General features: G+C 49.2%; 20 protein-coding genes. 8 read left to right on the top strand and 12 right to left on the bottom strand.

Features of this window, described 5'->3' with window-relative positions; genetic code table 11:
- Positions 1 to 27: 27 nt before the first annotated feature.
- From crtI (MHB71_RS27885) to MHB71_RS27850, 8 genes are all read right to left on the bottom strand, one after another.
- Entirely contained in the window at positions 28 to 1,509 is a 1,482-nt protein-coding gene (gene crtI, locus MHB71_RS27885; RefSeq protein ID WP_340028235.1) for a phytoene desaturase family protein, read from the bottom strand.
- Positions 1,506 to 2,654 (bottom strand): glycosyltransferase family 2 protein, encoded by a 1,149-nt coding sequence (locus MHB71_RS27880; protein ID WP_340028234.1) that lies wholly within the window; start codon positions 2,652 to 2,654, stop codon positions 1,506 to 1,508. Before MHB71_RS27880 ends, crtI (MHB71_RS27885) begins: the two co-directional genes overlap by 4 nt.
- Position 2,655: 1 nt before the next feature.
- The gene (locus MHB71_RS27875; RefSeq protein WP_036612609.1) at positions 2,656 to 3,417 is read right to left on the bottom strand and encodes a lysophospholipid acyltransferase family protein; all 762 of its coding nucleotides are present in this window, start codon (positions 3,415 to 3,417) and stop codon (positions 2,656 to 2,658) included.
- Positions 3,386 to 4,153: a carotenoid biosynthesis protein gene (locus tag MHB71_RS27870; RefSeq protein ID WP_340028233.1), complete on the bottom strand. Its 768-nt coding sequence runs from the start codon at positions 4,151 to 4,153 to the stop codon at positions 3,386 to 3,388. Before MHB71_RS27870 ends, MHB71_RS27875 begins: the two co-directional genes overlap by 32 nt.
- Positions 4,153 to 5,025 carry a phytoene/squalene synthase family protein gene (locus MHB71_RS27865; protein ID WP_340028232.1) on the bottom strand — a complete coding sequence of 291 codons (873 nt, stop codon included), beginning with the start codon at positions 5,023 to 5,025 and terminating at the stop codon, positions 4,153 to 4,155. Before MHB71_RS27865 ends, MHB71_RS27870 begins: the two co-directional genes overlap by 1 nt.
- Entirely contained in the window at positions 5,022 to 6,485 is a 1,464-nt protein-coding gene (crtI, locus tag MHB71_RS27860; protein WP_340028231.1) for a phytoene desaturase family protein, read from the bottom strand. Before crtI (MHB71_RS27860) ends, MHB71_RS27865 begins: the two co-directional genes overlap by 4 nt.
- Positions 6,482 to 8,032: a phytoene desaturase family protein gene (crtI, locus tag MHB71_RS27855; protein WP_340028230.1), complete on the bottom strand. Its 1,551-nt coding sequence runs from the start codon at positions 8,030 to 8,032 to the stop codon at positions 6,482 to 6,484. The genes crtI (MHB71_RS27860) and crtI (MHB71_RS27855) overlap by 4 nt, the downstream gene beginning before the upstream one ends.
- A 264-nt stretch (positions 8,033 to 8,296) precedes the next feature.
- A complete protein-coding gene (locus tag MHB71_RS27850; protein WP_036612617.1) occupies positions 8,297 to 9,241 on the bottom strand; it encodes a MerR family transcriptional regulator in 945 nt (314 codons plus the stop codon).
- 372 nt (positions 9,242 to 9,613) lie between these two features.
- Between MHB71_RS27850 and MHB71_RS27845 the strand changes: the two genes are divergently transcribed.
- From MHB71_RS27845 to MHB71_RS27810, 8 genes are all read left to right on the top strand, one after another.
- Complete coding sequence (locus tag MHB71_RS27845) at positions 9,614 to 10,984, top strand: phospholipase D family protein (protein WP_235193714.1); 1,371 nt, start codon at positions 9,614 to 9,616, stop codon at positions 10,982 to 10,984.
- A 125-nt stretch (positions 10,985 to 11,109) separates the two neighbouring features.
- A complete protein-coding gene (locus tag MHB71_RS27840) occupies positions 11,110 to 11,733 on the top strand; it encodes a TetR/AcrR family transcriptional regulator (protein ID WP_340028229.1) in 624 nt (207 codons plus the stop codon).
- The gene (locus MHB71_RS27835; protein WP_017691902.1) at positions 11,730 to 12,071 is read left to right on the top strand and encodes a multidrug efflux SMR transporter; all 342 of its coding nucleotides are present in this window, start codon (positions 11,730 to 11,732) and stop codon (positions 12,069 to 12,071) included. The genes MHB71_RS27840 and MHB71_RS27835 overlap by 4 nt, the downstream gene beginning before the upstream one ends.
- On the top strand, positions 12,071 to 12,385 hold the full coding sequence (locus MHB71_RS27830) for a multidrug efflux SMR transporter (protein WP_017691901.1): 315 nt from the start codon (positions 12,071 to 12,073) through the stop codon (positions 12,383 to 12,385). The genes MHB71_RS27835 and MHB71_RS27830 overlap by 1 nt, the downstream gene beginning before the upstream one ends.
- 271 nt (positions 12,386 to 12,656) lie before the next feature.
- Positions 12,657 to 12,788: a hypothetical protein gene (locus MHB71_RS27825; RefSeq protein ID WP_279303093.1), complete on the top strand. Its 132-nt coding sequence runs from the start codon at positions 12,657 to 12,659 to the stop codon at positions 12,786 to 12,788.
- A 212-nt stretch (positions 12,789 to 13,000) separates the two neighbouring features.
- Positions 13,001 to 13,948, top strand: coding sequence for a TetR/AcrR family transcriptional regulator (locus MHB71_RS27820; protein WP_340028228.1), 948 nt, complete (start codon positions 13,001 to 13,003; stop codon positions 13,946 to 13,948).
- A 33-nt stretch (positions 13,949 to 13,981) separates the two neighbouring features.
- Positions 13,982 to 17,206, top strand: coding sequence for an efflux RND transporter permease subunit (locus MHB71_RS27815; protein WP_340028227.1), 3,225 nt, complete (start codon positions 13,982 to 13,984; stop codon positions 17,204 to 17,206).
- Positions 17,207 to 17,545: 339 nt separating this feature from the next.
- Positions 17,546 to 19,222: a PucR family transcriptional regulator ligand-binding domain-containing protein gene (locus MHB71_RS27810; RefSeq protein WP_340028226.1), complete on the top strand. Its 1,677-nt coding sequence runs from the start codon at positions 17,546 to 17,548 to the stop codon at positions 19,220 to 19,222.
- A 16-nt stretch (positions 19,223 to 19,238) separates the two neighbouring features.
- Here MHB71_RS27810 and MHB71_RS27805 read toward each other — a convergent pair whose 3' ends face one another.
- From MHB71_RS27805 to MHB71_RS27790, 4 genes are all read right to left on the bottom strand, one after another.
- Complete coding sequence (locus MHB71_RS27805) at positions 19,239 to 19,466, bottom strand: hypothetical protein (RefSeq protein ID WP_047840726.1); 228 nt, start codon at positions 19,464 to 19,466, stop codon at positions 19,239 to 19,241.
- Positions 19,466 to 20,911 carry a dihydropyrimidinase gene (hydA, locus tag MHB71_RS27800; RefSeq protein ID WP_340028225.1) on the bottom strand — a complete coding sequence of 482 codons (1,446 nt, stop codon included), beginning with the start codon at positions 20,909 to 20,911 and terminating at the stop codon, positions 19,466 to 19,468. The genes MHB71_RS27805 and hydA overlap by 1 nt, the downstream gene beginning before the upstream one ends.
- A complete protein-coding gene (preA, locus tag MHB71_RS27795) occupies positions 20,908 to 22,203 on the bottom strand; it encodes an NAD-dependent dihydropyrimidine dehydrogenase subunit PreA (RefSeq protein ID WP_076319240.1) in 1,296 nt (431 codons plus the stop codon). The genes hydA and preA overlap by 4 nt, the downstream gene beginning before the upstream one ends.
- A 685-nt stretch (positions 22,204 to 22,888) precedes the next feature.
- A complete protein-coding gene (locus MHB71_RS27790; RefSeq protein WP_340030233.1) occupies positions 22,889 to 24,256 on the bottom strand; it encodes an NAD(P)-dependent oxidoreductase in 1,368 nt (455 codons plus the stop codon).
- Positions 24,257 to 24,266 lie beyond the last annotated feature (10 nt).

Here is a 24,266-nt window from a genome sequence, read left to right as displayed (position 1 = left end):
TTTCACTCCATCATCTGCACAACAAACTTATCTCAAAATTTCCGATGCCAATTGCTCACCAACAAGCTGTCCGGACAACGTTACAATCGGGGTTCCACCGCCTGGATGCGTGGTTCCGCCCACGTACCAGAGACCTTGTACATCTTTGCTTCGGTTGCCCGGTCGCATGAAGGTCTGCTTCACCGAGTTGGACGAGATGCCGTAGATCGACCCTTGATGCGCCAAGGTATCCCGTTCGATATCTCGCGGTGTGTACCGGATCAGCACATCGGATTCATTCAACCCGGTAATTCCCCGCGCCGCCAATTGTTCCAGCACAAACGCTCCGTAACGTTCCGTCTGCTGCTCCCAATTCCATGAATCCGACAAATAGGGGGCATTGACCAGAATGAACAGATTACTGGCTCCCGCGGGAGCCATGCCCGCTTCCGAATAACCGGAATAACAGATATAGATCGTGGGATCGGCGGGCATTTTACGGTCACGGAAAATATGGTCAAACTCCGGTTCATACCGTTCCGGGAAAAAGACCGTATGGTGTAACAACGCATCATATTGCCTTCGCACACCTGCCAGCGTTACAAATCCTGAAATGGATGGCTCATACTTCTGTATGCGCGCATCGCTCATCTCTTTCCGGTGTTCCGGTGCGAGCAGCAGTCGATTTACGCTAAGCACGTCTCCATTCGCAACCACCTGATCGGCTTCCCGAAAGCCTTGATCCGTATCCACACCTGCCACTTTGCCATTCCGAACAACAATCTGCCGGACCTCTGTGCCGGTAATGATCTGTACACCTTTTTCCCGAGCCAGCCGGGTCATTCCTTCGATCAGTTGATAGGTTCCACCTTTGACCCCGTAGATGCCGACTTCTGCTTCCACATGCCCCATCATGGCAAAAATGGAAGGCGATTGATACGGCGATGAGCCCACATAGGTCGCGTACCGTCCGAACATAGCCAGCGTATGCGGATGTCGGAAATACGAGCGCAGCAACTTATCCAGCTTCACCGTTGGCCGCACGCGGAGCAGGCTGCGCAGCATTTGAAGATTGTATTTGTCAGAAGGAGACAGCAGCAACTTACCGAGAAAATGACGATTGGCTTCCGCATATAGCGCAGCAGACTCATCCATAAATGCATCATAACGAGCCGCATCCTCCGGACTGTACGCTGCGATCTGCTCCTTCATCCACCCACGATTACCTGACAAATCTACCACTGTGCCATCTGCGAAAATATTACGTGTGCGCGGCTCTAACTCATATAACTGTACGTAATCTTCCATTGCTACACCCGCATGGTCGAAGACTGAACGAAAGGTCGATGGCATCGTGATTGTGCTCGGTCCCCGGTCAAAATGATACCCGTCCCGCTCAATCTGCTGCAGCTTGCCACCTACGTGCTTCTGCCGTTCCAGAATGGTCACCTGCACACCTTGTGAAGCCAGTCGTATCGCACACGACAGACCTCCAAAACCTGCACCGATTATAATGACGTTACCTCTCAACTGTACCGCCTACCTTTCCATACATACCCCTTGCCGGAGCGGCCTGCCTGCCAGGAAGCAAGTCCGATGGCAATGACACAGGCCATGCTGACCGGTTGCAGAAGGGCGAGCCACCAGGGTTGTCCGCCAGCATGATCCGCTACTCTTTTCACAGCCATACCTAATAATGTTCCTAACAATCCATACAGAATGGACATAGAACTGCCCATAAGGAGTCCAATAATCAAGCCTAGCGGGGGCACAATATACATCAGTGTATACATTAACATCGTGACAAGCAGCAACACGTCTTTGCGCCCCATACCTTCGTACATGTTTTTCTTATATCCGTTCCATACTTCTGCACCGTTCTGATACATGCGGGTATTCGTTACGTCATGCACGTCGGTCAGTATCACCGGATGACCTGCACGCTTGACTGCTTTGGCGAGACTCATATCATCCACCAGATGCGCCTGAATGGCAGCATGACCGCCGGATGCCTCGTAACTGGAGCGATGAATCAGCAAAAAAGCCCCCGTAGCGGCCACAAACATCGGACTGGATGATCTGCGTATCATGAAAATGGGCAGATGACTGATGATGGTGAAGACCATCATGGGCACAACAAGCTTTTCCATCCACGTCTTTGTTACCTGATAAGGAAAACCGGTTACCAGCCCCCCGCTCTGCTCACACCCTGCCGCAAGAGTCTGCCGAATGGCACTTGGCTCCAGACGCACATCCGCATCCACGAACATATACCATTCTCCCTTGGCCTCCTGAACCAGCCTGTGACACGCATGGGATTTCCCCATCCAGCCCTCTGGAAGATCGACACCATGCAGCAAACGCACACGCGTATCACGATCCGCAATCGCTTGTACCATGGCCGCTGTCTCATCTTCAGAGCGATCATCCAGCACCAATACTTCCATCCGGAATCCCGACGTATCGCTCGCAAGCACACTTTCCAGACATCCTTCAATATGTAGTCTTTCATTTCTGGCTGGAATCAGCACCGAGACCAGCAGGTCTGGTGGTTGTATTCGGTCTGCTCGAAATGAACGCACTTTAGGCAGACAGGAGACATTCCATAGAGCGAACAGCAACTGTATGCCCAATATGCAGGTAAGCACAATCCAGAAGATTTCAGATGCATTCATGCTAACGGTTCACCCGCTTTCGTGCCGCATCGTATTTTTCACTTGTCGAACGTACATGACGAATCAGTGGAATCGCATCTGGCAAACTTCCCTGCCCCATCCGTATAAGCTCTGATCTATGATCGTCTAACTGCTGTTCCAGCACATGGCCGAGTCTGGCGGCAATCTCTTCACTCTTCAACGCCTTCCAGTCTTCCATCACAGCTGGGCCCGCCTGCATCGATATTTCCGGTAGATCATGCTGGACCATCCCATGGCACAAGGTTACCGGTACGGCGATGGCATTCGGAGAACGACGAAGCAACAATCCGATGCCTGGACGGAACTGAATTGGTCTGGCCTCCTGATGCAATATTTCTCCTTGGGGAAAAATCCAGACCCTTTTACCTGAATCCAATAATTCACTGGTGTACTGTAGAGAGGTCCGAATACCGGACGCACTCTCCTTATTGATCGAATACGCACCCAATTTACGAAAAAAAGCATATTGCTGAAGCTGTTGCTCCTCCATCATCACATAATGATCACCCCGCGATGTCTGCCTGGCCGCATGATAGAGCAGCAGACCATCCCACCAGGAGCTGTGATTCATGAAATAGATCACCGGACGAGTCGCTTCAATCGGGGAGTTGTCCCTGATGTCCACCTGTGGGTCCAGTGACCCTGTGAGCGTGAAGGAGCGGAAGCGCCGACGTAGCAGATAATAGTGATTGTATAAGGCAAAAATACGATTAAACGGTTTTGATTTTACGGCGCGAATCATAGAGCCAGCTCCCTTCGGCAAGAAGCACACCAGCAATGGCGATGATAAAACTGCCTGTAATCCCTTCCTTTAGAGCAAGCAGGCCGAACAGAAGAATAAACAGCTGATACAACCATTTTGCACGCAGCAATGAGCTACGGTCATTAGGCATGGCCGGAAGGAAAAGAGATAAGAATGCACCCATGATAAACCAGCTTATGTAATTGGTCCACGGAACACCGTAGAAACCACCTGTAGCCTGCCACTCCCAGAATCCTCTTGCATGCGCAACAGGGTCGAGCACCAGATCAAGTACAATCGCCCAGAACCCGGTCTTCACTGCTCGAAGCAGTCTGCCAGTCCACGTTGAACCACCGCCACTTAACAGCGCCGAGTTACCCACCACTGCGATCCAGGCGAAACCCAGCGTAACTGGCACACTGAACAGATGAATCCCGAAGAAGTCTGAGTAAGCATACTCACCAAAGGGCCAATGCGTATGAACGCCTACCCACTCTACGCCCATACCTCCAAGCCAGATAATCACAGAGGATATCCAGAGTCCGGGTTTCAGCCAGATGACTGACTGGTCGGACAGGCCTGTCCGATTACGCCCTTGATAGATCAGATCCAACACATACAATGCGTAGAAGATTAGAAATAAACCATTTGAAAAAGATAATACGTCAGGCACACCGATCGTTAGCATCAAGGTTGCTCCAATGACATACCACGCCCAGTAAAGCCACTGGATCATCAGGATACCGCCGTTCGGGAGGCTTGATAGGCCAGCATCGGGTAACGTTTCACAATTGCACCCAGCATCTCCAGTTTCAATTCATCGCTAACATATGCACGTTTGGTATATACGTCATAGTCGTTGCGTTCAACCGCGTGTAGAATGGTGGAGTAAAAGGCTGCTGCCAGCTCGATGGAAAACGCACTTTCTGTTGGGTACGTATCCAGACGATCCATGCCAATACGGAACCAGTTCAATGCTGCAGATTTTAATTCATGAACAATGGCAATAAAACGTTCGTCCACGACTCCGTCTTCAAAGTCCTGCTCAGTGTAACCATGTTTCTCCATGATCTCCAGCGGAACATACCGACGCACTCTGGCCCGATCCTCACCAACATCCCGAATAATATTAACGATCTGCATCCCTTTACCCAAAGCAATCCCGTTCATGGCTACTTCCGCGCCGTTATCATCCCGCAATACAGGCAACAACATCTCGCCTACGGTTCCGGCCACCAGATAACAATAATGCTCCAGTTCCTGCATCGTTGTATAATGCGTTACTTTAAGATCTGTGAGCTGCCCTTCCATCTGACGGAAAAATGGCCCCTTATCCAGATGAGGAAAACTGCTGAACAACCATCTCAGTGCTGGCCAGATAAAATGTCCTTCCGCGTCGTCCAACTGATCAAACAAATCATGGATCTCGTGAATCGTATAGGGCGAATGTTCCGGCTCGTCTACACTGTCATCAATCATGCGGCAGAAGGCATAAATGACATATACCGCTTCCCGACGTGGACTTGGCAGCCCTCTAAAGGCCTGATAAAAAGAGGAAGAACCCTTTTGCATCAACTCTTCACACCTGCTCAAAATCGCTTCATTCATGTTCCCATCTCCTTCATGAGTTGATTGACGGCCATCCGTGCACTCTGCATTACAATCGGCACTCCGCCACCTGGATGTACAGATGCTCCTGCGGCATATAATCCCTTTATATTAGGGAATGGTTTGGGTTGCGGTCGGTATACACCGGACTGGAATAATACAGGTGCTATACCAAAGCTTCCGCCCCCATAGAGCCCGTCTCGCTCTGCGTCAGCGGGTGTACGTACCTTTTTCCACTTGATCGCTGCACGAAGTCCCGGGAATCCTCGTTGCTCCGCTTCTTCCAGTACACGTTCTGCCAATGCTTCACTCTCCTGATCCCAGTCGACACCTTCGGCATCTGGTACGGGAATGAGGAAATACAATACACTCTGTCCTTGAGGCGCTGCAGTTTCATCCAATGCGACCGGATTAAATACGTAAAATGAGGACTTTGCCGGAATGCGTCGCTGATTGAACACTTCCTGCAAACTGCCTTCAAGACTCGGTGGCAGGAAGAACTGGTGCGTCGTTGCATCTTCCCAGGTTTTGTCCACGCCCACATAGAGCAATACACATCCGGAAGAGGGACGATACGGTTTTCTTTTACGTGCTGCCTCTGGTGATTGTCCAAGCAAACCTGATAGATGGGGGAAATCACCATTGTAGATAACTGCATCCACATTTTCTGCGCCTGCTGCCGTTTCTATACCTTCACACACACCATTTTTAATCTTGAGTCCGGTCACTTCCGAATTCAGCACGACACGTCCACCACGTGATATCAGTTCCTGTTCCAGAATGGCCGGCAATGCTGCATATCCACCTTTGACCATCCAGATGCCATATTCATGCTCTGCGTAAGGTAAAAGGGAATAGATACCTGGCGTCCCAAACGGTGATCCACCAATGTATAAACTTTGCAGAGAGTACGCATCAAGCAATTCCTCATGCTCAAAATAATCGCCTACCGCTTTCCGGACACTTTTGTGTGCACGCAATCTGCCCATGAGTGACATGAGCGAAGGGGTGAAGAAATCCCTTTTGCGCGGAAAAGCCCTTTCCAGAAACGCTGCCCGGCCTGCCGGAAACAACGTGTCCATATCTTTCATGAATCGTGTGAATCCCCTGCTCTCTCCCGGGAACAAACGTTCAATCTCCGCCGTCTGTTCTTCACGTGAGGTCATCTTGGTCATGACACGACCACTGTGGTAATGCACTCTGTATAACGGATCACAGCGAAGTAACTCAATCTTCGAACGATCTACGCCTGCTTCCTCCATTATGCCAAGTAACATCTCCGGCAGCAGTACGATCGTTGGCCCCTGATCGATCCGATACTCGCCTTCCTGCTCATATCCAATGCGTCCGCCAACGCGGGAACCCCGTTCATACACGGTGACATCCCAGCCTTGACGGTTCAATAACAGTGCCGAAGTAAGTCCGCCAATCCCTGCGCCTACAATAGCGGCCCGCTTCATGAATGCCCTCTGGCTTCTGCCGTCTTCACATAAGAGGATGGCTTGGAACGTGTGCGTGCGTCCTCTTCCTGAATCAGTCTGACACTGATCCGTGCCGATTCGAAGATCGTGGGCAACCCGCTGCCCGGATGTGTTCCGCCGCCTACCAGCCATACACTTTTCAACTCTTCAAACTGGTTATGGGGACGCAGATACATCATCTGACCCAGGTTATGTGCCATATTAAACGTTGCTCCGCGATACACATCCAATTCAGTCTCCCAATCGAGTGGAGTGAACAGCATACATTCTTCAATACGGCTGCGTATGTCTGCCAGCTCAGGAATGCCTTCCATGCGTTTCATCATGGCCTCCTGCACATTCTCCCGTTCTGCCTCCCAATCAATGTCTGCGGTGAGGTTAGGCGTAGGCATAAGAACATATAAAGCAGATTTCCCTTCCGGTGCCAGCGTCGAATCAAGTCTGGAAGGGTTATGAATATATAGAGATGGATCGGCTGATAACATTTTATGCTTTGTAATCTCATCAACGTTTAACCGGTAGTCCTCGGGAAAATAGATCGAGTGATGCGGCAGGTCCACCTCACCATCCACGCCCAGATACAGCATTGCTGTAGAGCAGGAATACTTTTTGCGTTTCATTTTCTCCGGGGTATATTTCTTAAGCACGCCTGGTTCGAACAGATGATTCACCGCATGTGCAAAGTCGGCGTTCACCACCACATGGTCCGCATCGATGCGTTCACCGTTCTCAAGCAACACACCTTCTGCACGACCATTGCGAACGATGACCTGTTTCACCGGAGTGGAAGTATGTATGCGTCCTCCGTATTCTTCCACGACATCGGCCATGGCTTGGAAGATCCGATTCACGCCGCCAATGGGGTGGAACAATCCGTAGTGATGCTCAATAAACGATAATATGGTAAAGGTGCCCGGACAATCCCAGGCAGACATGCCAAGGTATTTGGATTGGAATGTAAATGCCCAGCGTAGACGCTCATCTGTAAAATAGCGGGACAAGATCCCGTAGACCGTATTGTGGACATCAAGCTTAGGTAGAGCTGTTACCGCATCCTTGCGTAGATAGTCAGTCAGCTTGCCAAAAGGACGACGGAGCAGAGGCATGACTTTGCCAAACTTCACTTCTTCTTCTTGCATGAACCGAAGGTAATTGTCTTCATTGCCCGGAAACAATTCCTTAATCTGTGCAGCTGTATCTTCCCGATTACGAGAAGGCTTGAACACCTTGTCACCAAAGTTCAGTGCGTACAGCGGAGTTAGCTCTTTCATATCCACATAATCGGATAATTTGCGTCCCACCACATCGAACATCTCTTCGATCAGCTGTGGCATCATCAAAAATGTAGCACCCCGGTCGAATCGATATTCACCTAGTTCCAATCTGGCAGAACGCCCCCCGATGACTGGCTGTTTCTCATACACATCTACCTCGTACCCCTGACCGGACAATAACATCGCTGCTGCAAGTCCACCTGGACCTGCGCCAATGACAGCTGCACGTTTGCGTTGTTGATTCGGTATCATGCCACTCACCTTTCTATGTAGGGAATTCCTATAGTTCTCTAGCCCCTAACCTATTATTAAACCGCCCAAGAACACTTTAAGCGGTAACTAGCAAAAACATTATACAAATATAATACAAATATTATACGAGCTTGTAAACCAAAAAATGACCCGTCGGTCAAAATACCTGGTAATCCATTTATAAACACAAAAAACACCCTTTGATCACTTTCGTCAAAGGATGTCCTTTATACACTAACCTATTCATATCATTTGAGATTATGTTTAATTATTGGCCTGTCCAAACCGTGCACCAGGTGACCGCTCGGAGAGATATTCACGCTCCATCCACGACTGCCAGTCCGCAGAACTCTCCGGCATAATCCATTGCGGATAACGCGCATGCTCTGCACGCTCATAGCCCTTTCCACCAAGTACAAAGCGAATATGCGGGAACTCGTTTTTAATCCGCTCGACGAGTTGATCACATTTAACAAGAAGCCCTGGACTTGTGATCGACAGGCAGACCAACTTGATCTTCTGCTCCCGGATAATCGGGAAGATACCTTCTTCTGGCGTGTTCGCACCGAGATACAGTACTTCCGCTCCATTTTTGCGCATAAAAAGAGAGAACAGCAGCAATCCGACCTGATGGTGCTCCCCTTCCGGACACAACGCCAGAACTTTGGGCAGATGCGGATAGATCGGGAACAGATGGAAAAACTGATAAAAGCGCTGTGATATCAGCTGTGTCATGAAGTGTTCCTGAGCCACCGAAGCCCTGCCTTGCTCCCATGCATCTCCAACCCGAACCAGAATGGGCACCAACACATGATAGAACATCGAGTCATACCCATACATGGTGAACCCAAAATCAATCAAACCATTGGCACGTTCACCCTGAAAGTTGTAGAGCGAGTCATAGATCTGATCTGCCATGCGTGCGTAGGCTTCTTCCATCGTAGGCACCGGAGCCATGATCGGCGTGGGCACAGCCTCGGGCGGATTTAATTTGTTTACTTTCAACATCCGTACCGCTTCCGAAATATTGGTCTGATGTAGCTCAACCTGTTCTTTCAACCAGCGCAGATCCGCAACATTCTCTTCGGTATACATTCGATAACCCGATTCCGTCCGCTCAGGGGTGACCGCACTATATCGATTCTCCCAAGCCCGGAGCGTCACCGTCGGGATACCGAGCATGGCAGCGACTTGTTTGATGGAATACACCTTATTACCCACTTTCTTTCCTAAATGTCCAGATTTCAAAGGTTATATCATTGGTTCCCCGTCCTTGTCAGGCATATGAAAACCCTAACATTCTACAAAAATAATACACTCATTATACACAACGCTCAGACACCTGTCGATTGCATACTGCCAATTTTGCCATATGCATTTTACCACTACATTCGTTATGCTAGCGGGTTCTTCTGCGTCAACGTTATCATCCGTGTGGTAATAGAAGTCAGCAAGTACAGAAGGGGGAGTCCACCGTTGGCCTCATTACGCCGCCATACATCAGACCGCAAGTCTTCACGCGGCAAATTTCCATACATACGAACAGGACTCGTCCTATTGGTCCTATGGCTCATCGCCGTCATGCTCTATCAGACCTACAAACCATTACCAACGGGCATTTCCTACGAAAGTCCGGAGTATCGTGTGGATCAAGTCGAGTTCCTGCATGACCTCACTTATCCTTCCTCCGACGGACAGATGGAGCACGAGCAGCAGATTTTCCAGCGCATGATGCAGATTGTGGAGGAAGCAGAGCAGTTTGTCCTGGTGGATATGTTCCTGTTCAATAATTATCAGCACAAGGGACAAAACTTTCCTCCCGTTAGTACTGAATTCACCGAAGCGCTGGTCGCCAAAAAAAATCAGCACCCGGACATGGACATTTGGTTCATTACAGATGAAGTAAATACCAACTATAACTCAGCACCCAATCCGTTGCTGGAACAAATGAAACAAGCAGGCATTCATGTGGTCATCACGGATGTGGACCCTTTGCGTGATTCAACTCCAGTATACTCTGCGGTCTGGCGGACCTTCTTCCAATGGTTTGGCCAATCAGGAGATGGCTGGATCAAAAACCTGATGGCCACGGATGGTCCGGATGTCACTGTGCGTTCCTATCTCAAGCTGCTCAATGTGAAGGCCAATCATCGTAAAGTTGTTGTTAGTGAGAAGACAGCGATTGTCTCTTCTGGCAATATCCATGATGCGAGTGCCTACCACTCGAATATTGCATTTGAAGTAACAGGTCCAATCATTGGCGATATTCTTCAGTCCGAGCAAGCTGTTCTCGACATCTCAGGCGGAGGCAAGGTTCCTGCCTACACAGCTCCTTCCTCGAATTCAAATACGGGAGATTTGCGAATACGCTATTTAACTGAAGGCAAAGTGAATGACGCTGTACTCCATGAGATCAATCAAGCTGGCAAAGGTGACACCTTATGGATGGGCATGTTCTATGTGGCCTCTCCGAAAGTATTGGAAGCCCTGCTGGAAGCGGCAAAACGAGGAACCGAGATCCGGCTTGTACTAGATCCAAATGAAAATGCTTTTGGTCAGGAAAAGATCGGTATTCCGAACCGTCCTGTCGCTGCTGAATTGCATGATAAATCCGACGGTAAAATTCAGATCCGCTGGTATAACACCACCAAGGAGCAATACCATACCAAGATGATCTATCTTGCCAAAGCAACCGGAGATCATATTGTCCTAGGGGGTTCAACCAACTTTACACCACGAAACATGAATGACTACAATCTGGAGAATGATCTATGGGTTGCTGCACCTCCAGACAATAAGTTCACACTCGATATCGCGAATTATTTTGAGCGTATTTGGAATAATAATGATGCCGAGTTCACGTTAGACCTGGATGAGTTCCAGGAGAAGACTACGTTTTTGAAAGGTATCCTATATAAGCTGCAACTGATTCTGGGTCTTACGACCTTTTGATCAGAAACCACATCCATACCTGTTATATCCGCCTGTACTCACTGTGCAGGCGGATATTTTCATCTTGACAGGTGATGTAAAGTGTGGAAATATAATTACCTAACGACCGTTAGGAAGGTGATTGAATGACTGCACAATCCATTCGGGATGCAGCCCTGTTCCATTTTGCCAGAGATGGCTATGAGGGAGCTTCTCTAAGAGCTATTGCTGATGAAGTCGGGATTAAAAAACCGTCCATATATGCGCATTTCAGCTGCAAGGATGACTTGTTTTTACACACACTGGCCTTTGCTTTTCACGAGGTGAAACGGCACACACTGGAATATTTCCGCGATCATGCGGATCTGCCATTGGAGCAGAGGTTGAAAGGCTTGTTGATCTGGTTCGAACAAGAATACAATGCCCATGCTTCGGCTCGTTTGATGTTGCGTAATTGTTTCTACCCACCCCTTTCTCTGTATGGCGAAGTGATGGATCAAGTGTATCCGTTTATCGATGGCATGGAACGCGCACTGACTCGTCTGCTGCAAAGGGCAATGCGTAATGGAGATATTCCAGCCATTCCCGCAGAACAAGCCGCCATTGCATTCATGACGCTCCTCGACGGCATTACCGTGGAGATTATCTATGGAAGTTCCCGTCGGTATAAGAGACGGTTGGAAGCATCCTGGCCTGTATTTTGGCATGGCATTCATCATTTGAACGACGAGGCACACAGCGTTGTGCCGGAAGGAGATTCAACAACATGAACCGCAACTGGTTATATGTATTTATCGGCGGAATTATTGAGATTGTCTGGGTAAGCGGGCTGAAACATGCCTCGAATGCCTGGGAGTGGACTTTAACGGGGATTGCCATCGTGATCAGCTTTGGACTGATCATTGCCGCTTCCAAAAGGTTGCCTGTGGGTACGGTGTATGCCGTCTTTACGGGAATTGGTACGGCGGGTACCGTCCTTACGGAAATGGTATTGTTCGGTGAACCGTTCCGCTTGGCCAAAGTATTGCTTATCGGGCTGCTGCTCTGCGGCGTAATCGGACTGAAGCTGGTTACGGATCAGCAAGAAGCCAAAGGAGGTGCAGTATAATGGCTTGGATGGCAATTGTAGGTGCAGGGATATGTGAAATTTTCGGCGTAATCGGTATTAATGGTGCTTCCACCAAGAAAGGATGGCCATACATCGTACTTATGCTGGTGTCGTTTGTGTTCAGCTTCTCGTTGTTGTCCTACGCCATGACGTCCATTCCGATGGGCACAGCATATGCCGTGTGGACGGGAATCGGGACGGTCGGCAGTACGTTAACAGGCATGTTCCTGTTCGGTGAACGGAAAGAAGCGAAGCGTATCCTGTTTATCGCGATGATTTTGGTGGCAGCCGTTGGTCTGAAACTGATCACGTAACGAAAGTGAAATGAAGTTATACTTTATATCTCCGGTGATAGCATATGCTTCCGAAGAAGCTTTCTTACAGAAAGCTTTAAGGCGAACATCTCGTCTCTTCAAGTTGGTTCTACAATCTCCGTTATCGTGTAATTCTTAGCTTCCATTATGATATCTATTAAATTCTGTAATATAAAAAAGACGACTTCGATCAGAAAGTCGTCTTTTTTGGGGAATGATATAAATAGGGAACCTCTTTATACTTTGCCACGTAAGAAAGGATGTCTTAATCATGAGAAAATTATTGGCACGCATGGGCTCTTTTACCGGGTATACCCTTCTGATCGCCATGGCCATTTTCTATCTCATCGCTCTAGTCGCTATTATTATGCTTGCCTTATACGCCTTCACTGGAGGAAACTAACTTAAACGTTCTTGATACCTTATCCCTATCGTACATACAAGCTCACCTTGTTACTTGCCGTCTCTCCTTCCCTTTGATCAGCCACTTTTCCCCATATACATTTTCCAATTTACTCCCATTTGAATTCCTTTAACCAGATCGTTTATACTTGAATTGACCTTAAAGTCAATTCAAGAACTCACAAGTTCCCTGATGAGGTGAAAGTATCGTTAATGAACCCTATACATGAGATGAATGAGAAGAAAAAACTCATCATTACTACAGCACTCAAGCTATTCTCGGCCAAAGGCAGTGCCGCAACCTCCATGCAGGAGATTGCTGAGATATGCGGGATGTCCAAGGGAAGCCTTTACCTTATATTCAAATCCAAAGAGGAATTGGAAGACAGCACGATGGAGTACTGTTTATTTACGCTCATAGACGAACTATCCCGGATCGAACATGAAGCTGACCTTACTCCGAGAGAACGTTCACACAAACAGATTGAGACACTGCTCGGCCATGTGTCCGAGCTAAAGGAATTTTTACGTGTGCAAATGCAAAGCATGATGATGAATGATGAGCCACATCGCAAGGAAAAATGCAACCCGCAGCATAAAGATCTGGAGGTCCTTACACTACACGGTTTCAAGGACAAACTGGAAGATATGTACGGACCGGAGATTGAACCCTATACGATAGATCTTATTTTGCTCATACAGGGTCTGTTCCTCTCTTACGTTAAGATCTGGTTTACAGAAATGCCTTCCCTTACCGTCTCCAAAATGGCAACCAATATGCTGCAGATGATTGATTATGCAGCTTACGGTTTGCTCGATCATCGCCCTGCGCCTTTGATTTTGTTGGAAGACTGGCCCGCATGGAGTAGTGATCCAAACACAGACTCCACTGTGATGCGTCATCCCATTCACATCATCAAGCAAATGCAGGATATCGCTGGTTCCGATTTGCCCGCAGGGCAAACAAAGAATGATGTTCTCGAAACCATCGCCATCCTCAGACAGGAGATGATGGAATTCACACCGCGGCGTGCCATCATTCTCGGCATGATGCACAATTTGGAGAGCGTATCTGCCATCAAACCTTTGCACTCTGAGCTTAAGCACAGTCTGGATGCCAAGTATAGCCGGTTTATCCAGGCTGACTCGTCACACATATAAACAGGAGAAACAGAGAGGAGAAGAAACCATCGTATGAAAGGTATTATTAATTTTTCACTGAACAACAAGTTTGCGATTTGGATTCTGACGATTATCATCTCTTTCGCAGGTTTGTACAGCGGATTGACGATGAAACAAGAGACAATCCCGAACATCAACGTACCGTTTCTGAATGTCACTGCCATTGATCCGGGGGCTGCACCGGAGGGAATTGTTGAGGATGTCACGAAGCCGCTGGAAGTAAAACTACGCAATGTAGATGGCGTGAAGACAGTTACCTCCACTTCCATGGAGAACGCAGCATCGATCACACTCGAATTTGATTATGGAACAGATCTGACCAACGCAACTGCAACCGTTCGTGAGGCACTGAATGAAGTTCAATTGCCTGACAGCGTGCAGAAGCCGACCATTTCCAAGTTCAGCATTAACTCTTTCCCGGTTGTATCTCTGAGCCTGTCAGACAAGGACGGCGGTGACCTGGAACAATTGACACGACTGGTTGAATCGGATATTCAGCCTGCACTCGAAGATATTGACGGTGTAGCTCAGGTCCAGGTGTCCGGTCAATATGTGAAAGAAGTTCAATTGAAGTTTGACCAAGCCAAAATGGCCGAGCTGGGCCTGACCGAAGATACGGTAAACGGCATCGTTCAAGGTTCATCCATTCGTGTGCCCCTTGGACTGTTTGAACTGGATAAATCCCAGAAAGCCGTTGTTGTAGATGGCAACATCATCGACATCGATGATCTGAAAAACCTTGCCATTCCAGTTGTACCCGGCGGTGCCGGTACTTCCACAGGCAATGGTTCAAACGCAGCCCCTCAAGGCTCTGGAGCACCAACTGGTGAAGCTGGTCAAGGTACCGCTCCAGGTGCTTCACAAGGAACGGACCAAGCCGCTGGTGGTAATGCCGGTGTAGGTAGCCCTTCAGGTGCTGCCAACGCAGCTGGTATCCCGACAGTAAAATTAAGTGAAATTGCCAAGATCGAAGTCATCGGTCAAGCGGAATCCATTTCCCGGACAGACGGCAAGGAATCGATTGGTATTTCCATTGTAAAATCCAACGATGCCAACACGGTTGATGTCGTTAACGCAGTCAAAGATAAAGCGGAAGAGTTGCAATCGCAGTTCAAAAATGCTGATTTGACTGTATTGCTTGACCAAGGTAAGCCAATTCAGGACTCGGTGAACACGATGTTGGGCAAAGCCGTTTTTGGCGCCTTGTTTGCCATCCTGATCATCCTGCTCTTCCTGCGTAATATTCGTTCAACCATTATCTCCATTATCTCGATCCCGCTCTCCTTGCTCATGGCATTGACTGCTCTCAATATGATGGATATTACTTTGAACATGATGACGCTGGGTGCGATGACGGTTGCCATCGGACGGGTTGTCGATGACTCCATCGTTGTTATCGAGAACATCTACCGCAGGTTAACACTCAAAGGTGAGAAACTGAAAGGCCGTGAACTAGTCCGCGAAGCAACTCGCGAGATGTTTGTGCCAATCCTTTCTTCCACGATCGTAACTATTGCGGTATTCCTGCCACTGGCATTGGTAAGCGGTATGGTCGGTGAGTTATTCACGCCATTTGCACTGACCATGGTATTTGCTTTGCTGGCATCCCTGATCGTTGCCATTACCATTGTGCCGATGCTTGCGCACACCCTGTTCCGTGGAGGGTTGAAGAACAAACAGAATCACGAAGAAAAACCAGGCAAAATGGCGGAAGGTTACAAACGCCTGCTGAACTGGACCCTTTCACACAAACTCATCACAGTCAGTATTGCAGTGATCTTGCTGGTCGGCAGTTTGTTCCTGTACCCGTTCATCGGTGCAAGCTTCTTGCCAGAACAACAGGATAAATATGTGACCATTACGTACAGTCCTCAAACAGGAGCTTTACGTGAAGATGTAGAAAAAGAAGCACTTGTTGCCGAGAAGTGGTTGCTGGAACAACCGGGTCTGGAGAAAATGCAATATTCCATCGGCGGAAGTAACCCACTGAGCAGCATGGGTGGCGGTGGTTCCAACTCGGCTCTATTCTATATTGAATATAACGAAGATACGAAAGACTTTACCAAAGTGAAGGAACAGCTTGTAGAAGGTCTGAAGAAAGAAGTTACCGTAGGTACCTGGAATGAGCTCGACATGTCCGGCGGTCTGGGTGGTAGCGGCCTGAGTCTCTCCATCTATGGCGATAATGTAGAGCAACTCAAACCTGTATCGGATGAAATTCTGAAACTGGTTGAAGCGGATAAGGATAATTTTGAAAAAGCAGATACAACACTTGCTGACACCTACGGGCAGTATACGCTCGTGGCGGATCAGGAGAAATTAAGTTCCCTGGGCCTGACTGCAGGCCAACTGGCGATGACGCTGAGCCCGGCACGGGAACGTCCTGTGCTTACGGAAGTCGATATTGATAACAAAACGTACAAAGTATATGTAGAAACAGACAACAAATCATTCAGCAGCATTAAAGAGATTGAGGATGAAACCGTCACTTCACCGCTTGGCATCGAAGTACCAATCAAAGATGTTGCCAAAGTGGAAGAAGGTACATCCCCGAACTCCATCATGCAAATTGATGGTAAAGTTGTTGTACAAGTCACAGCCAACATCCTGGCTTCGGATGTAACGAAAGCTTCGAGTAACCTACAGGCTGAGATCGACAAGCTGGATCTGCCTGATGGCGTTGAAGTGAAGTTTGGCGGTACAACCGAACAGATTAATGATACCTTTACTCAACTGGGTCTCGCCATGCTGGCGGCCATCGCCATTGTATACTTCGTGCTCGTTGTTACATTCGGCGGCGGATTGGCACCATTCGCAATCCTGTTCTCCCTGCCATTTACGGTCATTGGTATTATGGTAGGTCTGTTCATCGCTGGTGGTACGCTCGACGTCTCCGCCATGATGGGTGGACTGATGCTCATCGGTATCGTGGTCACCAACGCTATCGTGTTGATCGACCGTGTTATTCACAAGGAAAAAGAGGGTATGCCTACCCGTGAAGCCTTGCTGGAAGCCGGTGCAACTCGTCTGCGTCCAATCCTGATGACCGCTCTCGCAACTATCGGTGCCCTGTTGCCACTGGTTACGGGCCTCGAAGAAAGTGCGGGGATCATCTCGAAAGGATTAGGAATTACCGTAATCGGTGGTCTGATCAGCTCCACGCTGCTCACGCTGGTTATCGTACCGATTGTGTATGAGTTCCTGATGAAATTTAAAAAGAAAAGAATCGACGATTAAGAAGTCGTTGATTGTACTCATGTAACGGTTCGAGTACAACTTAAATGTAGACTATAATATTAGCTTCTCGCCCCTTAGCGCATATTGGAATGATTGAATTCCGATGTGATGTTAAGGGGCTTTTTTTTATGTAATTCACACGAGACATAGACTGACATATAAATTATTTATTTTAATCAAAATCACAAAAAGAACAGTCCCATTTGTCATTTGAAACAAATGAACGTTAGATTTCAGCCCATTGGCTGTAAATAGAATTATAATATGGATTAATTATGTAAGTTGACGGATTCCAGACTCCAGATAGATCACATGTGATTTGGGAAGGATGGTGGTTGTGTGGGGGAGACAACGCTTCATATTCAAGTCAGAGACATGTTAAAACGTCCTGTGTTTCGCAAGGCAGAAGTCCTGGCCAGTGATCGTGCGCTGGAGCGGTATGTTCGCTGGGTTCATATCATGGAGGTTCCCGAGGTGGGGGACTTGCTCAATGGCGGGGAATTGGTGCTGACAACAGGCATTGGCTGGCAGGAGGGTGAGCAGCAAGGCCTGTCTTTTTTGCGTCAGTTAATTGCACGCGGGGCTGCCGGACTCTGTATGGAACTGGGGGATCACACCAAGTCGCAACTCAGGGCTATGAAAGAAATTGCAGTAGCAGCGGATTTTCCGTTGATCTGGTTTCACGAACAAGTCCGTTATATCGATATTACGCAAGACCTGCATTTCACCCTGATTCGCAGTCATCAGCGGATGATCGCTGAACTCGATAGTCTCACCACCTCATTTAACCAACTTCTTCTGAATGGAGATGGCGTACAACCTCTGCTTCGATTATTGTCACGAACAACCGGATATGCCGTGGCGTTATATCCACTTGAAGGGGAAGCAAGTAGCGTTCCCTACTGCTCTCCAGAGCAGCTGGAGAAGCGACGGCAGGATTGGTTTTTGCAGCGGGAACATTTGGCGGGGGAGGATATTCCGAATTTAATGCAGCTGTCAGATAACACATTGGATGTGATCAGCATGCCTGTTCAGGCGTTGGACTACACCTTTGCCGACCTTGTGCTGATGCATCAAAAGCTGACGGATCAAGATTCAAGCATACCGATCAAACCTTCGGATGAATTCGTCATTCAGGCACTGGAACGATGCGCGGCCGCGATTGCTCAGGACTGGATGCGAACCAAATACATGGAAGAGAAACGCCGCTACAAAGAAGATATGTGGGTCATTGATTGGCTTAACGGACACCACTCCACGAAGGAAATCCATGAATATATATCTACCGTTAATCCCCTTCTCGCAACGAGCAAAGCCACTATTATTTTATTCGACAACAATCCAGCATACACAGATAGCCTCAGACTTCAGAAGTTGTTGATCCAACGTAACATCGTCGCCCGGTCGGTATTTGCTCGGGAGAACTTCACCCTCTACAGCACCGTTCTGAACCACCAGATCATTCTTATCATTCTCGACCCACTACCTGGATCTCAGCGCAAAAGCAGTCTCTGGCGCTGCATCGAACAGCTGCAGCAGCACGAGCAGGAACAGACCCACTGCCTCTTCTCAGGCTTGATCGGTATCAGTCATAACTGCACAGACCTCTCCCGTCTCAAGGATAGTCTGGAATCCGCGAAGGAGACACTGCGAATTCAGAAGGACATCGGTGTGATGCAGCAGCCCTTTTACAGTAATCTTCATTGTTACCGCATCATCGCTAATATGAAGCAGAGTGGCAATCTGGATGATTTCATCGAAGAATATTTGGGGCCGCTCATTCGTTACGACGTGGAGAAAGGAGGTCAGCTGCTGCGGACCCTCAAGCAATATTTGGTCCTGTGCTGCTCCAAGCAAGAGACGGCCACCGCTCTATATATCGTCAGACAGACACTGTATCACCGTTTGGACAAAATCGAAGCCCTTTTGGGAGAAGACTATATCCTCCCCGAGAAAAGGGTCGCGATCGAACTTGCCATCTACGCTTATGAGTACGTACACGGCCCGATCGCATGAAAAGCTTCAGTATGGTCTACGCTCCCCGTTGCTCCTGAAGCTGGCGAATCAGGATGTGACTGAACCACTTCCGTCCAGACGCCGTGCCTACGTATTGCTCTTGTTTCTCTTCGGGAAGATCCGGGTGCCCCCATATGACGTGAGCACCCTCCAGATGTTCCCGTACCGCATAGATCCGATAACCCTGTGCAACCATTCGCTCTATGGCGATCCTCTCGGTCTCAAACACATCATGATCCGACATCAGCTTCTCCCTCCATTCACTGCCGTCACAGGATGTTTCATCGGTATGGGCGCGCCTGCATCATACTTGTTGCGCTTCACATATTGGCCTGCCCCTGCTGTTCCGGTATACTGCCGATCTCGAATGACATACTCCCCGCGGCACAACACCGTCACCGGACATCCCTGTACCTGCATACCTTCAAATGCACTGTAATCCACGTTCATATGATGCGTATCTGCCGAGATCACCCTGTTTACAGAGGGGTCAAAAATAACGATATCCGCGTCTGTCCCGACAGCGAGAGTCCCTTTCTGCGGAAATAGTCCAAATAACTTGCTCGCTCTTGTCGAACATAGATCAACCCACTGATTCAGTGTGATCCTTCCTTTGACTACACCTTCGGAATACAGGATGCTGAGACGATCTTCGATGACAGGCCCCCCGTTAGGAATTTTGCTAAAATCATCCTTGCCCAAGTCCTTCTGCCCTTTGAAATTAAACGAGCAATGATCGGAGCCAATCGTTTGCAGTTGACCACTTTTCAATGCATTCCACAGCACTTCCTGATGTGCTGCTTCCCGCAGCGGAGGTGACCAAACATACTTTGCACCCTCAAAGTCCGGCTGATCCATGATCGATTGATCCAGTGTCAAATACTGAGGACAGGTCTCCCCCCAGATCCGGTAGCCCATTTCACGCATACGCGCAATTTGCTCCACTGCTTCCGCACAGGTCACGTGCACCACATACAGCTGTGAATCCGCAAGTGCAGCCAGACGCGCCGCACGCCCTGTTGCTTCTCCCTCCAGCATGGATGGACGAGTCAGCGCATGATGAATCGGCTCCGTGCGCCCTTCGGCGAGCGCCTGTCGAACCAGCAGGTCAATGACATCCCCGTTCTCGGCATGAACCATGACGAGTGCGCCGTACTCTTTTGCCTTTTGCAACGTCTGGAAGAGAATCCCGTCATCGGCCTGAAACTGGTTTTTATACGCCATGAACACCTTGAAGGATGACACACCCTCTTCTTCAATGATCTGCGGCAGCTCTTCCAGCACCTGATCATTCATCTCGCCAATCATGAGATGGAAACCGTAGTCGATGGCAGCTTTACCCTCGGCTTTGGCATGCCACTCCTGGAGAGATTCGATTAATGGACGGCCTTTTTGTGTCAGACAAAAATCAATGATCGTTGTTGTACCGCCAAAAGCCGCTGCTGTCGTTCCCGTCGCAAAATCATCCGCCGTTAACGTTCCACCGAAGGGCATATCCAGATGCGTATGCGGGTCGATCCCGCCCGGAATGACATAACAGCCCGATGCATCTACAACCTCCATTCGTTCGTCTGGCACCAGTCCGATGCCAATCTGTGTGATTTTACCCTTTTCGATCAAAATATCTGCTTCAAAGGTATCCGACGCCGTGACCAACACACCATTACGAATCAATTTGCGGGTACTCATGATATCGCCTCCTTGGTTGATTGATCTCTAACCGATTGCAACATCGCAATCGCAGACTGACGTTCATTCCAGGTTACAGGTTCCTGCTCAGGCACAAGCTCAACCATCTCAATCGCCCCATCCACCGGGCAAACAATCGAACACAGATTACAGCCAACACAGTCCTCTTCCACCACTTCCAGATAGGAGCCGGACGGGTCGGTCAACATATCAATACACTGATGCGAGGTGTCCTCACAAGCAATATGGCATTTGTTGCAATTGATGCAGACATCGCGGTTGATGCGGGCGACCACTTTGTAGTTCAGATCGAGATTGCCCCAATCCGAGTAACGTGGAACCGTCTGACCTACCAGTTCTGCTACACTGCTCAGACCCTTTTCATCCAGATAATCGTTCAGCCCATCAATCATGTCCTCCACAATACGGAATCCATGATGCATCGCTGCGGTACATACCTGAACCCCTGTAGCGCCCATGAGCAGAAACTCTGCGGTATCCCGCCAATCAGATATGCCGCCTATGCCAGAGATTGGCACACCCACCTCCGGATTACGTGCACACTCCGCAACCATGTTCAGTGCAATTGGCTTCACAGCTGGGCCACAGTATCCACCATGCGCTCCTTTGCCGCCCACATGGGGCACGGTATTCCACGAATCCAGATCCACACCTGCCAGGGAGTTAATTGTATTGATCAGGGAGATCGCATCCGCGCCACCTCGTACAGCTGCCCGGGCTGTCGCCGTAATATCCGTGATATTCGGCGTGAGCTTCACAATCACCGGTGTGGTCGCCACTTCCTTCACCCACATCGTCTGTAGTTCGACCAGGTCAGGTTGCTGACCGGAGGCAGCTCCCATGCCACGTTCAGCCATGCCATGCGGGCAGCCAAAGTTCAGCTCCAGGCCGTCCACACCGACAGCCTCCACCTTTTTCACAATCTCATGCCACTTCTCCCGCGTAGGTTCCACCATCAGTGAAGCGATAACCGCACGGTCCGGGAAGCGTTTCTTGGTCTCGGCGATCTCCCGCAGATTCACTTCCAGCGGACGATCGGATATCAATTCAATATTATTAAACCCCGCCACCCGTTGCCCACCAAAATGGACCGCCGCGAAACGCGAGGATGTATTGATAATTGGCTCACCCAGCGTCTTCCACACCGCGCCACCCCAGCCCGCTTCGAACGCACGCTGGACCTGATATCCCGTATTGGTTGGGGGTGCAGAAGCCAGCCAGAATGGATTGGGTGATCGAATACCTGCCAGATTAATGGATAAGTCAGCCATAACGATCCCTCCTTGGTGTTGTTTGAACATATTAGTTACACTGGACACTCCGATGACAGAATAACCTTCCGATCGCTGTTATCTCCAGATTTTTTTGATTCCTTTTATAAAGGGAAAATCCGGGGATAAAGGCAAGCGTATGCTTGCGATGCAGCTTTCCTTCAGAAAGCTTTTAGCTCCGCTTCTTCAGGTTCTTTCTGCCCTCTCCGTTTCGTGTAAATGTTTAGTTCAATTTTTATCGTTGTACTGGATATTTGGTCGTGCTCAGGATCTCTGCGTAGTAGTGGGGTTTCTGGATAACACCTAAATTCTAACGAACCGTACACCTCTTATTGGGCTCATTAGCGGCACTTTAAAAATCTAACGAATCGTAGAAAGCTTATTTGGCTGTAATCGCTCATTTCGGCTTCATTTCAACAGGTATTCGTCAAAATAAGACGTGTGAGATTCGTTAAATTTTCCAATCCTCGGTAATTGCCACTATAAGGTGTGTAGGGTTCGTTAGCGTGTCAGGTACACGAGAATTTGATGTACCCACACTTCTTGCTCAGATCTGATCTACACCTCTATCACTCTAGCAGTCCCTTGCGCCCTCCCACCCTCGCCTCTCCTTGTATTCTCTCCTTACACCCTTTCATTGCACGGTTTCCGTGTACTCTCCACTTTTCCTTGTCTCGCTCACAACTCACGCCGTCTCTTCCACCTGTCCAGGCAACGCCTTCATGACTGCGGCGGCAGCTAGCTTACCCTGCTGTGCAGCCGAGACAACCATCGCCTCACCCTGGCCCTGACCAAAAATGACATCTCCTGCCGCATAGATCTGAGGATGCGAGGTACGGTACGTATGCGGTTCGATCTCAACGACGCCCCATTGGTGACGCAGCCCAAACGCTTCGATTAATGGTAATAACCGATGCTGCCCAATCGCCCGGATGACCGTATCACATTCAATCATGAACTCCGATCCCTCCACAGGCACGGGCAACGCACGCCCACCTCCAGGCGGAGTAATCAACTCCATTTTCACGCATTCCACAGCTTGGACCCGACCGTTCTCGTCTCCAATGATACGCTGCGGCATCGTAAACCAGCGGAACTCCACACCCTCCTGCTTGGCAAAAGTATATTCAAACGCATACGCCGTCATCTGGCTTTCCCCGCGCCGATATAACATCTGCACCCGCTCGGCACCAAGACGTACCGAACAGGTTGCTGCATCTATCGCCGTATTACCCGCGCCAATAACGGCGACCTTCAGACCATTCAAAGCGGGTGGAACACCTTGCTTGGTAGACTCCACCAGTTCAATCGCATCATAGACACCTTCGAGTGTCTCCCCTTCAATGCCCAGCATAGGTACTGAACCCATGCCACAGGCTAGAATGACCGCTTCATGTTGCTCCAGCAACTGCGAAGCAGGAATATCCACACCGATGCGCACCCCATAACGGATCTGCACACCAAGTGCCTCCACCTGCTCCACTTCCCATAGCGCAACCGATTCGGGCAAACGGAAAGATACGATGCCATACGTGTTCAGCCCCCCGCCTTTGGGTTTTGCTTCATAGATCGTCACCTCATATCCTGCACGCCCCAGTTCACGTGCTGCCGACAGTCCTGCTGGCCCCGCTCCCACAACAGCAACGGTTCTCCCATTGGCAGGTGCTGCCTGGAATAACGGCTCATTCTTCGCCCGCGCCCAGTCGGTGGCGTAACGCTGCAAGTCACCAATGCGAATCGGCTTCGACGATTCGTTCAGCACACATGCACCTTCACACAATTCCTCTGTGGGACACACGCGTGCGCAGCTGGCTCCAACCGGATTTGCATCCATGATGGTGCGGGCCGAACCTTTCAGGTGCCCTGTGGATATTTTGCTAATAAAAGAAGGGATATTAATGTCGGTTGGACAGGCTTTGATACAAGGTGCATCGTAACAGTACAGACAGCGGTTTGATTCCTCTATCGCTTCCTTGCCTGTCATGGCGGGTTTCATCTCGGCGAAACGACTCTCCCACCCATAATCGGATAACGTTGTTCCTGAGCTGTTCATCAATGTCATG

The sequence above is a fragment of the Paenibacillus sp. FSL H7-0940 genome, assembly GCF_037979415.1.
Taxonomy (GTDB): Bacteria; Bacillota; Bacilli; order Paenibacillales; family Paenibacillaceae; genus Paenibacillus; species Paenibacillus amylolyticus.
Note: the sequence above shows the minus strand (reverse complement) of the source record. Positions and strands in the feature narration are given on the sequence as shown.